The organism is Kribbella monticola (assembly GCF_003261635.1).
Classification (GTDB): domain Bacteria; phylum Actinomycetota; class Actinomycetes; order Propionibacteriales; family Kribbellaceae; genus Kribbella; species Kribbella monticola.
Genome location: NZ_QFXK01000027.1, coordinates 598,620 through 611,954 on the forward strand (window position 1 = coordinate 598,620; position 13,335 = coordinate 611,954).

The 13,335-nt window shown below is 66.9% G+C and carries 10 protein-coding genes; 6 read left to right on the forward strand and 4 right to left on the reverse strand.

Annotation, left to right across the window (positions count from 1 at the left end):
- The first annotated feature begins 136 nt into the window (after window positions 1–136).
- The 5 genes from DIZ26_RS13770 to DIZ26_RS13790 are packed head-to-tail and all read left to right on the forward strand — an operon-like array spanning window position 137 to window position 6,776.
- Window positions 137–1,603 carry a pyridoxal phosphate-dependent decarboxylase family protein gene (locus DIZ26_RS13770; protein WP_112241057.1) on the forward strand — a complete coding sequence of 489 codons (1,467 nt, stop codon included), beginning with the start codon at window positions 137–139 and terminating at the stop codon, window positions 1,601–1,603.
- Complete coding sequence (locus tag DIZ26_RS13775; RefSeq protein WP_232828322.1) at window positions 1,600–3,225, forward strand: IucA/IucC family protein; 1,626 nt, start codon at window positions 1,600–1,602, stop codon at window positions 3,223–3,225. Before DIZ26_RS13770 ends, DIZ26_RS13775 begins: the two co-directional genes overlap by 4 nt.
- Window positions 3,222–3,761 (forward strand): GNAT family N-acetyltransferase, encoded by a 540-nt coding sequence (locus tag DIZ26_RS13780; RefSeq protein WP_112241059.1) that lies wholly within the window; start codon window positions 3,222–3,224, stop codon window positions 3,759–3,761. Before DIZ26_RS13775 ends, DIZ26_RS13780 begins: the two co-directional genes overlap by 4 nt.
- Before the next feature lies 1 nt (window position 3,762).
- Complete coding sequence (locus DIZ26_RS13785) at window positions 3,763–5,034, forward strand: lysine N(6)-hydroxylase/L-ornithine N(5)-oxygenase family protein (protein ID WP_112241061.1); 1,272 nt, start codon at window positions 3,763–3,765, stop codon at window positions 5,032–5,034.
- Entirely contained in the window at window positions 5,031–6,776 is a 1,746-nt protein-coding gene (locus DIZ26_RS13790; protein WP_112241063.1) for an IucA/IucC family protein, read from the forward strand. The genes DIZ26_RS13785 and DIZ26_RS13790 overlap by 4 nt, the downstream gene beginning before the upstream one ends.
- Here the strand turns inward: DIZ26_RS13790 and DIZ26_RS13795 are convergent.
- Both DIZ26_RS13795 and DIZ26_RS37440 read right to left on the reverse strand, forming a co-directional pair.
- On the reverse strand, window positions 6,741–8,171 hold the full coding sequence (locus DIZ26_RS13795) for an amidase (protein WP_112241065.1): 1,431 nt from the start codon (window positions 8,169–8,171) through the stop codon (window positions 6,741–6,743). The two genes, DIZ26_RS13790 and DIZ26_RS13795, sit on opposite strands and share 36 nt — an antisense overlap.
- A 56-nt stretch (window positions 8,172–8,227) precedes the next feature.
- Window positions 8,228–8,383, reverse strand: a complete 156-nt coding sequence (locus DIZ26_RS37440; RefSeq protein WP_157979703.1) for a hypothetical protein — start codon at window positions 8,381–8,383, stop codon at window positions 8,228–8,230.
- A 334-nt stretch (window positions 8,384–8,717) separates the two neighbouring features.
- Between DIZ26_RS37440 and DIZ26_RS13800 the strand changes: the two genes are divergently transcribed.
- Entirely contained in the window at window positions 8,718–9,629 is a 912-nt protein-coding gene (locus tag DIZ26_RS13800; protein ID WP_112241067.1) for a Mom family adenine methylcarbamoylation protein, read from the forward strand.
- 52 nt (window positions 9,630–9,681) lie between these two features.
- Here the strand turns inward: DIZ26_RS13800 and DIZ26_RS13805 are convergent, their stop codons facing one another.
- Window positions 9,682–11,223 (reverse strand): PfkB family carbohydrate kinase, encoded by a 1,542-nt coding sequence (locus DIZ26_RS13805; protein WP_112241069.1) that lies wholly within the window; start codon window positions 11,221–11,223, stop codon window positions 9,682–9,684.
- A gap of 102 nt (window positions 11,224–11,325) precedes the next feature.
- Window positions 11,326–13,167 carry an SCO7613 C-terminal domain-containing membrane protein gene (locus DIZ26_RS13810; protein ID WP_112241075.1) on the reverse strand — a complete coding sequence of 614 codons (1,842 nt, stop codon included), beginning with the start codon at window positions 13,165–13,167 and terminating at the stop codon, window positions 11,326–11,328.
- Window positions 13,168–13,335: the final 168 nt, after the last annotated feature.

A 13,335-nucleotide genomic window follows, 5' to 3' on the forward strand; every position in this document is an offset into this window, starting at 1 on the left:
CCGCCGACGGGCTGTGGGCTCGCGCTCCGTGCGGGTGTGACGTACCCCGGATTGGCGCGAGCCGGTCACTCGAAGTAAGTTAGGCATGCCTTAGTAAGGGTTGCCTTACTCAACAACTTTCTTCGGGAGATCCGGCATGCCTCGACCCGCCCCGCTGATAGCGCTGCCTTCGACCTCGACCCGTTGGCCGCTGGCGTCCACGGTGACCGACCGCGCCCGGGGACCGCTGCCGTCCGGGACGCCGGGCGAGGTGTTGCGCCGGGTTGCCGCAGTGCTCGGCGAGCCGCAGGTGCCGTCGACCGGCGTCGGCGAATCGGCCGCGCTCGATCTGGTCGCCGGACTACTCGATGCCGAGGGCATCGACCTCAGCCACCCCCACGCCGCCGCTCATCTGCAGCCGCCCGTCCTGCAGGTCGCGGTCGACGCGGACGCGCTGGCATCGGCGAGCAACGCGTCGATGGACACCTACGACTCCGGCCCCGCGACGCTGGCCATCGAGCAATGGGTGGTCCGCTCGCTGGCCGGCCTGGCGGGATTCGGCACCGAGGCGGACGGCGTACTGACGCCTGGCGGCTCGATCTCCAACCTCCTTGCGCTGCTGATCGCGCGGGACAGCGCGGCCGGTCTCGCGGGCATCGACGCCCGTCGCGATGGCGTCCAGGGCTTGGCGAGGCCGGTGGTGTTCTGCTCCGAGCTGGCGCATTTCTCCATTCAGCGAGCGTGCGCGGCGCTCGGTCTCGGTGAAGAGGCGGTCGTTCCGATCGCGACCGACGACGACTTCCGGATGCGACTCGACGTCCTCGAAGCCGAGCTGGCAAAGCCCGGACGTACGCCGATCGCTGTGGTGGCGACGGCCGGTACGACGGACTACGGCTCGATCGACCCGATCGCCGGCATCGCCCGACTTGCTGCGATTTATGGGGCCTGGGTGCACGTCGACGCGGCGTACGGGTTCGGTGCATTGTTCTCCGATCGGCTCGCTCCGCTGCTCGCGGAGCTGCCGGTCGCGGACTCGGTGACGCTCGACCTGCACAAGATCGGCTGGCAGCCGGCCGCGACCAGCATGCTGTTGGTGGCCGACCGCAACCAGTTCGCCTCGTTCGGGCGCTCGGTGGACTACCTGAACCCGGCCGACGACATCGACTCCGGACTGGACGGTCTGCTCGGCCGGAGTCTGCAGACGACCCGGCGGCCGGATGCGGTGAAGGTGGCGACCACACTGACGGCGTACGGCCGGATCGGGCTGGGCGAGATGCTCGACACCTGTCACGAACTCGCCGACGCGGCCGCCGCCCGGATCGTTGCCGATAGCAACCTCGAGCTGCTGGCACCGGTCACCCTGACCACGGTGGTGTTCCGGGTGATCGGTGCGGCCGATGCCGACCTGGATGCCGTCCAGGGCGAGGTACGCCGCCGGCTGCTGACGTCGGGCCGGGCGCTGATCGGGCGGACCAGAAGGCCGGCGCGATCCGGCAGCCCGGCCGTGGTCGCGCTGAAACTGACGCTGCTGAACCCGAACACGACGGTGGCGGACATCGAGGAGCTGCTCGATCAGGTCGTAGCCGTTGGCAACGAAGTACTTTCCGGAAGAGGAGCAGCGTGACTTCATCGGTGGCGGTCGACGCCCATCTGAACGCGATTCTGCGGTGCTACACCCGCGAGATGTCGGTGCCGGTTGTGCCCGGCCCACTGAAGCTCGACGTCGGCGGGGTCACTGCTTTCGTCGAGCACGCCTCGCGAACAGGGCTCCATCTCTTCACCGACGTACTGGTGGATGGCGAGCCAGTAGCGCCGGAACAGCTGGTGCGGCTGTTGTCGGCGGACGCCGACCCCGCGGAGATTGACGACCTCGCCGCCCGTACTGCGGAGTCGGTGCGCAACGTCGGCGTCTTCGTCGAGGATCAGGGGGAGCGGGGGTCCGGGCGCTTCCTTGAAACCGAGCAGGCCTTGCTGTTCGGCCACCTGAACCACCCGGCTCCGAAGAGCCGGGACGGGTTGAGCGGTGCGGAGCTGGCGGCCTACTCGCCGGAGCTCGGTGGCCGCTTCGCGGTGCACTGGTTCGAAGCCGACGCCGAGCTGGTGTCGTCGGACCAGGTCGTCGGGGCGCCTTCACTGCAAGGGCTCGACGCCCTGCAGTTGATGGCTGGGCTGGCCGGCATCACTCCTACGCCGGGCACAGTGCTGATCCCGGCACACCCGTGGCAGGCGGCGTCGGTCGCTGAGCGGCCCCGCGTAGCGCGGCTGATCGCTGAGGGGAGGGTGAAGCCGCTCGGTCCGCTGGGTGCGCAGTGGTACCCGACGTCCTCCCTGCGGACTGTTTATCACCCGGACCTACCAGTGATGCTGAAGTTGTCGCTGGGCCTGCGGATCACGAACTCCCGCCGTGAGTCCACCTCGACCGAGTTGCGCCGCGGACTCGAGATCAACCGGCTGCTCGATGCGGCGTACGACGCTGGTACGGCGACCGCCCATCCGCAGTTCTCGATCGTTCGGGACCCGGCCTGGGTTGCGCTGGACGAGGGTAGCTCGACATTGACGGGGCTGGACGTCGCAGTGCGGGAAGTACCTGCTGGTGTTGACGATTACGCGTGCCTGGCTGGGTTGGTGGCTCCGCGGCCGGGTGGCCGTTCTCGACTGAGTGAGTTGGCCTTTGGTGATCCTGCGGGCTGGGTGGCGGCGTACGTGGACGCAGTGCTGGTGCCGATGCTGCACCTCTACGCCGAGACCGGTATCGGGCTGGAGGCGCATCAGCAGAACACCCTGGTGAGGCTGGACGACTCCGGGCAGATCACTGGTGGCGCTTACCGCGACAATCAGGGCTACTACCTTGCCTCCTCGTACTTGCGTGGTCTGTTGTCCGTCACCGGTCTGTCGGACTCGACGCTCGCCGTGGTCGAGGACGCGATCGTGGACGATCGACTGACCTACTACCTGCTGCACAACCAGGCGCTGGCCGTTGTCGGCTGCCTCGGGATGGACGGCGTTGCCGATGAGGACGCGCTGCTTGGTGTGGTCCGTGACCGGCTGTCGGCTGCACTGCCGCTACTGAAGGCCGCTGGGCCTGATGGTGATCGCCTGGCGCAACGCTGGCTGTCCGCGGATCGGCTGCCCTGCAAGGCGAACATGATGACCCGGCTCCGGGGGATCGACGAGGTCGTGGCGCCGCTGGACGCGCAGTCGGTCTACCTGGACATCCCTAACCCGCTGTGGCCGGGTGCGCAGTGAGGTGCGAGGTTGCGCCGCTGCTGCACCTCGACGACGGGTTCGACCTTCGCCCAGCCGGCGCTGACGATGCAGCGCTGATCGCAGCTTGGATGGCTCGGCCGCACATCCTCCCGTGGTGGCAGCAGGACTGGCCTGTGTCGCAGTGGGCGGAGGAGCTCTCACGGTTCGCTGCTGGCGAGCACACGATTCCCTGCATGACCGTTTTCGAGGGCGTGGAGTTGGCGTATGTCGAGCTCTACCGGGTGCGGCACGACCGGTTGGCGGAGTACTACGCGTGGCAGGAGCACGACTGGGGTCTGCACCTGGCTATCGGCGACACCGCTTTCGTGGGCCGGGGGATCGGTCGCAGGTTGATCCGGTCGCTGGCAGACGCGCTGCTGCGGTTCGATCCGCTGTGCGACCGCGTGGTGGCCGAGCCGGACGTGCTGAACGTGCCGTCGGTCCGTGCCTTCGAGGCGGCCGGTTTCGTCCGGCAGGAAGAGCTGGAACTCCCCGAGAAACGAGCGCAGCTGATGATGCGCGGCAGAGAGGCCTGAGATGACGTACGACGTAATCGCGATCGGCTGTGGTCCGTTCAACCTGGGCCTGGCGGCGCTCGGCTCGACGGTGGACGACCTGCAGCTGGCAGTGCTCGACAGCCGGCCGGAGTTCACCTGGCACCGCGGGCTGATGTTCGACGACGCGATGCTGCAGGTGTCGTTCCTGGCGGACCTGGTGAGCCTGGTCGAGCCGGCGCATCCGCTGTCGTTCCTGTCGTACCTGCGCGACAACGACCGGCTGTACCAGTTCTACGTCCGGGAGAAGTTCCACCCGACGCGACGCGAGTACGAGGCCTACTTGCGGTGGTGTGCGGCTCAGCTGGACTCGCTGCACTTCGGCCACCACGTCACTGCTGTCGAGTGGGACGGTTCAGTCTTCGTGCTCACTGTTGAGCATGCGGGGGCTACCAGTGTCTTCACGGCGCGCCACTTGGTTCTCGGCGTCGGCACTGAGCCGGCCGTGCCTGCTGCGTTGGCCGGACTGCCTCCCGAGCGGTTCCTGCACTCCTCCGACTATCTGTTCCGCCGCGACGAGCTGCTGCGCGCTGGTCGCGTCACGGTGGTCGGCTCGGGTCAGTCCGGCGCGGAGTGCGTGCTGGACCTCCTGCGAGCTGACCGACCGGCGGTGAGCTGGCTGACTCGTACTGCGGCCTTCACGCCGCTGGACTACTCCAAGCTGGTGCTGGAGATGACGACACCGTCGTACGTCGACTACTTCCACGCACTGGACGAGCCTGTGCGGGACAAGCTCGTCAAAGACCAATGGCGGCACTACAAGGGGACTTCCTCGGACACACTGGAGGACATCCACGACGTGCTCTACCAACGAGAGCTGGGAGCTTCATCGGCGCCGTCTGTCGAGCTGCGTGTTGGGGTGGCTGTAGAGAGCGCTGTCGCTCGTCCTGATGGTGTCGAGCTGGTCTTGCGGCATGCCGACAGCGGCCGGGCTTTCGAGCACGTCACCGACGTCGTCGTCGCCGCCACCGGCTACCGCAACCGCTCGCTGCCGTTCCTGTCCGCCGTCGAGGGCCTGGTACGACGGGATTCCGCCGGGCGCTGGGTCGTCAACAGGGACCACAGTGTCGCCTCTGACGCGCTGGCAGGTCGGCTGTTCGTGGCGAACGCGGATCTGCACAGCCATGGCGTCGCAGCGCCGGATCTCGGCATCGGTGCGATTCGCAACGCCACCATCCTCAACAGTGTGGCGGGGCGCGAGGTCTATCGACTGCCCAAGTCCACTGCCTTCACCAGCTTCGCGATCCCCGGATGAGCTGGGAGGAGAGGTCGTCGGAGCTGCTGGCCAAGCTGATCTCGCAACTCTGCACAGAAGACCTGCTGAAACCCGCCGACGACCGGCTGGAGCTCGGCGACGCGACGTACACCTTCGTCAGCACCCGCGGCGCCTTCGGTAGCTACCGAGTCGAGCCCGGCTCAGTACGGCGTACGACGTCAGGCATTCTCGGCAACGACGAGAGCGAGCTCTGCATCGACCCGGTGCAATTCCTCGTCGACGCCGCTGCTGTGCTGGACCTACCTGGCTCCACAGTCGCCGGTTATGTCGCCGAACTCTCGAGCACCTTGGCGGCCGACGTACGGATGTCTTCTACCGCTTTGCCGAACGCCGCGCTGCTAGGTCTCCACCACAGCGAACTGGAAGGCCACCTGACCGGCCACCCGCTACTGGTCGCCAACAAGGGCCGGCTGGGATTCTCTGCATCGGACAGCGCTCGCTACGCTCCCGAAGCCCGTACGCCGCTCCGCTTGGTCTGGCTCGCCGTACGTCGCGGCCTCGCCGAGTTCCGCGGTACGCCGGACCTCTCGGAGCACGCCGTGATAGCACGGGAGCTCGGGCCTGCTGTCGAGGAGTTCCGTGCTCTGCTGGACGACCCGGATGCGTACGTGTGGTTGCCGTGCCATCCGTGGCAGCTGGACCACGTAGTACGGACTCAATGGGCTCGTGAACTGGCTACCGGGGAGATCGTGGTGCTCGGTGAAGGTCCGGACGAGTACCTGCCCACACAGTCGATCCGGACTCTGGTGAACGTGTCGTCGCCGGCCAGGTATCAGGCGAAGTTGCCGTTGAAGATCCTGAACACGTCTGTCTACCGGGGGATCCCGGAACACTGCACGCTGGCTGCACCTCTGGTCACGCAGTGGTTGCGTGGTCTCTGGTATCGCGATGAGGTGCTGGGGCGGCTGGGCACCGAACTGCTCGGTGAGGTGGCGTCGGTGACTGTGCGGCATCCGCAGCTGTCGTTCTCGCCCGGAGTTCCTTACCAGTGGACCGAAACGCTCGGCTGCATCTGGCGGGATCCGGTCGAGCCACGGCTGCAGCCTGGCGAGACCGTATGGCCGCTGGCCGCAGTACTGCATGAAGATGCGGCGGGGGAGCCGCTGGTGGCCGCGATGATCGCGCGATCAGGTGTGGACGCCGCGGCCTGGATCGCTGACCTGCTGTCGGCCCTGATGCGCCCGCTGCTCCACCTCATGCACCATTACGGCATCACCGTGAACCCGCACGGCGAGAACCTCGCCGTCATCTGCAGCACTTCCGGCGTCCCCACACGCATCGTCGTGAAGGACCTGGTCGACGACATCAACGTTTCCACCGACCCGATCCCGGCCCGAGGCATCGAACCCGACAGCCACCAACGAGTCCTCCCACGCAAGCCCTGGCACATCCTCCGCCAGTACCTCGTTGACGCCCTCTTCCTAGGCGTCCTCGGCCCGCTGGACACCATCCTCACTTCGTCGGCCCTCCTCCCGCCCAACCACCTCTGGTCCCAACTCCGCGGCGAGATCGAGCTCTACGGCGCCACCTTCCCCGCGTACGCCGACCGCCTCGCCGCCACCGCCCTCCTGGACGAAACCTTCGCCCGCTACCCCCTGAACGGCTACCGCCTGACCTCCGGCTACGCCGACCTCGACACCCGCCCACCCGTCCCGGAAACCGGCCGAATGCCCAACCCCTTGCACTCAGTCGAACCCATCCGCCCACCCCGCCCTTGGTGACGGCTGCTCCGGCGGCCTGAGCCGCCAGGTCTCCAACTCCTCATCAATCACAATGCCAAGCCCGAGCAGGGCCCCTTCCCGCTCGGGCAACCCAGCCAACGACAAACCCACCGGCAACCCCCGCGGATCGAACCCAGCCGGCACACTCAACGCCGCAAACCCCGCAACCGTCCACGGCACCGACAACCGAATATCCGGCCCATCCGGCCCGCGACCAGCGTCGATCAACGGCGGCGGCGCATCGATCGCCGGATGAGCAACCGCATCGAGCCGATGATCAACCATGATCTGGCGCCATCTACTCTCCCACTGGCTCCGGAGTTCGAGCGCCTTCTCGTACCTTTCCGGAGTCACCTTCTCGCCCAACTGCACCCGCCGCCGGACCTGCGGAGTGTAGAGATGCCGGCTGGTCGGCAGCAGCGGGTCATGGATCTCGAGCGCCTCCACCGTGTTGATCGTGTCGAACACTCCGACCGATTCCCGCAGTACTTCGGCCGCGATGGCCGGTGAGCCGATCTCGACGAGTACCGCGCCGCGAGCGACCAACTGGCTCAGGGCGAGCCGGCAGACCTCGGCGATGCCTTCGTCCACTTCCTTCCAGCTCATCTCGATCGGCAAGCCGATCCGGACCCCGGCAAGGTCCTTCGGCGGCTCCGACGGGTAGGTCGGGATCGGGTCGTCGCGACTGCCCGGGTCGCGCGCGTCGTACCCGGCGAGCACTCGCATCAGCAGGGACACATCGAGCATCCGCCGCGCCATCGGGCCGGTGACGTCGAACGACCGGCTGAGCGGAATCACGCCGTACCGGGAGATGCGGCCGATGCCGGCGCGCAGAGTGGAAACACCACAGGCGGCGGCAGGAATCCGCAACGAGCCCGCGGTATCGGTGCCCACCGCCACCGGCGCCATCCGGCTGGCCAGCGCCGCCGCCGATCCACCGGACGAGCCGCCCGGTGTCCTGCTCGGATCCCACGGATTCCTGGTCGGCGACGACGCGGTGCCATAGGCGAACTCATGCGTCGTGGTCTTCCCGATCAACCCGGCACCGGCGTCCAAGAGCCGCTGCCACGCAGCCGCGTTCTCCCGCGGCACAAAGCTGGCCAGCACCTTGCTTCCAGCAGTTGTGAGGATGTGGCGAGTGAGAAAGAGATCCTTGACGGCCACCGGTACCCCGGCCAGCGCGCCGACCTCGGAACCGTCCATCCGCGCCTGATCCGCCCGCCGGGCCGCCATCAGCGCCAGCTGTGGAGTCTTGGTGACGAAGGCCTGCACGGTGGGCTCGAGCCGGGCGATCCGCCGCAGGCAATCGGTGACCAGCTCGTACGCCGACAGTTTGCGGTCCTCCAGGTGACCGAGGAGCTCGACCAGGCTGAGGTCCGCGGCGTCTTCGGTCACTCGTCGAGCCTACGAAAAGAACCCGCCCGGGGCTGCCCGGGCGGGGAGTCGCGAGGTCAGCCGCGGGCGACCGCGACGACGTTGTAGAGGCCGAAGCAGAAGACCACGATCACCCCGAACAGCAGGATGAAGAGGATCTGCCGCCAGAAGGAGATCAGCAGCACGGCGCCGGACAGCGCCACGATCGACACGATGATTTCGTTCTGAGGCATGATGTCCCCTCTTTTCTGTCCAGTCACGTCCCATCAGCACTTGCATTTCACCGGACTTGGGTTAGATTGGCCCGGTCTGTTCAGATAGCTTTTCCAGTTACCAGTAAATGTCAGATCAAAAGGCTGTCAACGCGCAAAGATGGCATTGTGCGACACGTTAAACCTTGATTTTCTGGCGGCGGGGCCCAAGCAGTTCGGCAGCCTGTTGCCATAAAGCCTGCCATTTGGCAGCTGCCCGGTACCTGTTGGCACGCCGGCGCCCGGGCGGAACGAAACCTTGGCGACGGTTGGCGAGAGTGGCTGAGCACGCCGATTTGTCCGCTAGCATTCTGAGGTGCTCACGCATCCCGTCGAGACGACGGTTCCGCGACTCTCGCTCGATGATTGCCGTCGGCCCGGATCGCCTTTCTACGACCAAGTTCGCGCGGCTGCCCATGGCAACGGGTTGGAACCGCGCGCCTTGACCGTGCGCACGCTGCTGCACCTGCCGCGGGTAGCCGGTTACCGCGGCTCGCTGAGCCGCCGCCAGATAGAGACCGAACTGCATCACTCCGGAAAGGGTCTGCACCGGGACCAAACGGAGATCCAGTCGTTGATCCCGTTCAAGGAATTCGCGCTGCAGGACCTGCGGTTCGTCGAATACGACGCAGGGAAGGCCGCCGCCGTGCTCAGCCGGCTGCATTACCTGCGCAGTGCCCGGCCGGGATCGCGCAACTTCGCCCTGGTGGATCCCATCGATGGGCTGCCGGTCAGCCTGTGCAGCGTTTCACCACTGGAGTGGGTGCGCGTCGGGCGGCAGTTGCACAGTCAGTTCCAGGTGCCACGGGAACGGGCCTGGGACATCTCCAGGGTCTATTCCTTCGATGTCGCGCCGAAGAACGCGATCTCGTACCTGCTGGCCAAGGTGCGCAACGTCTTCCGGATCGAGATGCGCGACGTCGACCTGCTGACGACCGCGGTCGATCCGAATCTCGGCTTCACCGGCACCAGTTACCGCTCCGCGAACTGGCAGCACTGGATGTCCATCCAGGCCAGGCCTTACCTGTACGTCGACCGGCGCTATGCCAGTCCCCGGCAGCTCCGGGAACGCTTCGGAACAGCGAACCTGGTCGAACTGAAAGCCCGGCCCGGGGTTCTGATCGAGCAGAGCCGGGCGAAGTTGCTCGACTCAATGATCTTCTGCTGCCGCGTCCGCGGTGAGACCGAGTCCGTTCCGCTCGACGACCTGCGCGTGCTCCGCCGTTGAGTTATCGGTACTGCGCGTCAATTTCGGGTACTGCGGTATTTCCGCGCGGCTTTCAGGGTGCCTTCACGGTGAAGCGGGAACGCTCCAGCAGCGCGTCGATGCGTTTGCGGTCCGGCATCGAATTCGAGAGTGGGAAGTCGGCGGTCGCGCACGACATCGCCGCCGCGGCCCAGAAGGCGGCGTGTTCGGAGAACTTCTTGTCATTGTCGATGAGCTTCGCGGCCAGCGCGGCACAGAAGGCGTCCCGGGCTGCCGAGGACTCTTTGTAGATCGACGGGAAATGCGGAACGCTCAGCGTCTCGTGCGTCGTTTGCGAGTAGATGGTGCATCCGCCGTTGACGAGCAGGCACAGGTTCTCCACGCCGTGGGCGAGCATGTTGCGCGCAACCGGGTCGGGATCGAACCGTTCCTGCCCGCCCGGCGCGTAGCGGCCGAGCTCCCAGGGGTGAGCGACCAGATAGTCGATCTGGGCCAGCGAATGTTGGGAGATGCCCTGGTCCGGATAAGGCTGGCCGGGGGTGACGATCACCAGCGGCCGGTCGGCATCCTCGCCGTGCACCACGGCGAGCGTGTGCTGCACCGTCTCGCGGGGGATCTCGAAGGTCACCAGGACGGCGTCGCAGTTGACCAGCTGCTCTGTGCGCTGGTCGATGTCCCGGACGTCGAGGTGGACTTCCATCTGGTTGCGCCAGTTCAGCGCGATGCTGTCGCCGAGCTCCAGCTCGATCACGCCGGTGAAGGGCGTGCGGGCGTCGTCGACGACCTTGATCATTGACGTGTCGACCCCCTCGTCGCGCAGGTGATGAATGATCTCCTGGCCGAATCGGTCATGGGCGACCGCAGCGATCAGCGACACGTCCAGCCCGAGGCGCGCCGCGGCGACCGCCTGCGTCAGCCCTTTGCCACCGGGGGACAGGTCGAAGCCGTAGGCCTCGCTGGAGGTCTCCCGGGCCGGCAGGCTCTTGCTCCGGAAGGTTGCGTCCATGCACGCGCCGCCGACGACGATGACTTTGCCCTTGGGGAGCTGTGAGTCGCCCGGCGCGGTGCTGTCGCTCATCGTGGGGCTGACGACGCTCTTGGAGCCCGCCGAATAGAGCTCGCGCCGGATCAACTGGCGCGCCAACTCACGCAGTACGTCTCGTTCTGTCGTACCGCGAAGGGCGCGGTCGCTGGGCGGGTCAGAGGGTGGACAACCCATCGACTCGTGCAAGCGGCGCCAATTGTCGAGCAGTGCTTTGCGTCGGCGGCCGACAGCGCTGGACGTGAGGGACTGGATCACCCGGCTGTCGACTTTGTGCTGCTTGTGCACCTCGGTGAACAGGCCGAGGGCGAGAATCGCGTCGGCGACGATCTGATCTGTTCCACTCATCGTCCGCACACACTGGCCGACCACCTCCAGCGCCGCGTCGGGCAGATCGAGGTTGTGGACCGTCGCATACCTGCGGGTCGCGGACAGTTCCAGGAACGGCGCGGACACGTCGCTCTTGCTGTCCCGCAGCCGGGCCAGGGTCAACCCGTCGCGAGCCCGCATCTTCTCCAGCGCATTGAGCAGCACGCGGGCGTCATCCGAATTCAATTCACTGACTGCTGCCATTCGCCCCCCTGGTACACGACTCCGGGAAAGCCCAGTATGCGGTCAACCAAGGGCCAGCAAAAGGATTTCCGCCGGCGACCTGGAACAACCGTTTGATGCGGGTCAGCGGAGGGCGGAGATCCAGTGGGCTGCTTGTTTGGCGTTTTGGAGGCGGCGTTCGTAGGTGGCTCCTAGGGTTAGGAGGATGGCGCCGGCGGTGGCCAGGGTGATCCAGCGGGGGATGAGGGGGGCCACCTCGATGAGTTGCCAGAGGGCGATCTTGGTGAGGACGGCGGCGCCGGTGACGAAGGGGGCCTGGAGGCTGAAGCGGGTGCCGATGGTGATGATGGTGACCGCGGCGGCTACGACGAAGGTGGTGCGGAGGAAGTCATGGTTGCTGCTGGCAACTAATGCGGAGGGGACCAGGCCGAGGAGGAGGCCGGGGCCTAGGTAGACCCAGCTTGGCTGGTTGCTCCAGCGGAGGAGGCCCAGGGCGAGCATGACGGCTGCGGGTGGGAGGGTGAACCATTCGAGGGTGGTGGCGCCGGCGCCGAGGACGAAGGCGGTGTTGGCGATGACGAGCAGCGTGCCGGCCGCGAAGAGGGCGTCGCGGCGTTGGGGCTGCATTCCGTACGCCACCAGGGGTGCGGCTGCGATTGTCAGTACTACGCCGGTGCCGGTGTCGGGGGAGACGTCGAGGATTACGAGTTCGCCGAGGCTTACAGCGAAGATCGCGGAGAGCGTGAGAGCGGATTCGTGGAGTTCGCCGACAGAGACGCAGGCGAAGCCGATCAGGACGGCGCCGACGACGGAGAGCGCGACCGCGCCGGTCCAGGTGCTGAAGAAGCCGTCCTTCGTGACGAACAGGATCCCGAGTTGCGCGGCGGAGGCGGCGATCCAGACGGCGGCGGTCAACGTCGTGCGCTTGCGCCAAGCGGCTATGAGGGCCAGTCCTGCGATGAGCGCGGAGATCAGCCCGAGTTGGAGCAGGTCGGCGAGGAGTGAACACAGCACGAGGTCGACCGAGGCGACGATCACCGCGGCGATTCGCAGTACGAAGGTGACGAGACCTGTACGGCGGCTGCGCAGGATCACCGCGAGACCAAGCGCTGCTGCGGCGCCCGTGGTTACCCAGCGGTCGACGATCGGGAGTTGGGGCAGGAAGACCGCGATGGTGAAGGCGGCGAACGCAGTACCGATGAACTCGGCGGTGTTGGGCGCGAGAACGGTAGAGAGCGCTGTCTTGCGGGGCAGAACCGTTCCCAGCAAGGCCGCGAGGCAGACGACGATGGTGGTCGCGAGGACGGGCCAGAAGGCAGTTGGGGAGCCGGCGAAGGCGTCAGAGGTGTAGTCGGCCCAGGTGGGCGAGTGGGTTGAAAGAAGTCCGAAGAGGACGCGCGTAGTGCCGACCAGCAGGACGATCGACAAGAAGAGCGCCCCGCAGAGACCGCCGGTGATTTGGAGGAGACGGGTGCTCCGGTTGGTCCACAGGACGGTGACGGCGACCTGGAGGACGATGACGAAGAGGTACAGGGGAAGGCTCACGTGATGGATCAGGAGGAGCGTCAGGGGGAGTTGGCCTGCGATGACCGCCGTGAGACCGAAAGTCTTGACCGTCGGGGCGATCCGCGTCATCAGCAGGTTGATCGCGGCGACTCCGGCGAACGCGATCCCGGCGTACGAGAGTCCGCTGATCGCGCTCTCCGGGACCAGGCCGAGTTCGCGGGCGCCGAACAGGTCGACGATCAGGAGGCCGCCGCCGAGGATGGCGAGGGCTTCCGCTGTGCCGGCGAGCTTCTTGCGGCTGGCGGGTACCGCGCCGGCGAGGGCCAGCGCGGCGAGGGTCGCCATGATCGAGGCCTGCACGGGGACGGACAGGCTGTCCCAGGTGACGGCGAGGAACGTGACGCCGGCGGCCAGCAGGAGCAGGACGCCGAGGCCGAGCAGGGTTGCCTGGGGGCTCAACCGTCGACGTGGGCGGGGCCGGCGTTGTGGGGGCAAGGGTGGCGGACCGGCTGGTGGAGGTGTGATCGGGCCGAGGTTGCGCCCCGGAAGAACCGGGCCGGGGGCAACAGGTGCGGGAGTAGGGAGGGCGGAAGCAACGGGGGCGGAAGCAACGGGGGCGGGGGCAAC

Bases quoted from the DNA above. Each gene is read 5' to 3' on its own strand.
- DIZ26_RS13785 (WP_112241061.1), top strand. From the start codon at position 3,763: ATGACGTACGACGTAATCGCGATCGGCTGTGGTCCGTTCAACCTGGGC.
- DIZ26_RS37440 (WP_157979703.1), bottom strand. From the start codon at position 8,383: ATGCCTCAGAACGAAATCATCGTGTCGATCGTGGCGCTGTCCGGCGCC.
- DIZ26_RS13770 (WP_112241057.1), top strand. From the start codon at position 137: ATGCCTCGACCCGCCCCGCTGATAGCGCTGCCTTCGACCTCGACCCGT.
- DIZ26_RS13790 (WP_112241063.1), top strand. From the start codon at position 5,031: ATGAGCTGGGAGGAGAGGTCGTCGGAGCTGCTGGCCAAGCTGATCTCG.
- DIZ26_RS13805 (WP_112241069.1), bottom strand. From the start codon at position 11,223: ATGGCAGCAGTCAGTGAATTGAATTCGGATGACGCCCGCGTGCTGCTC.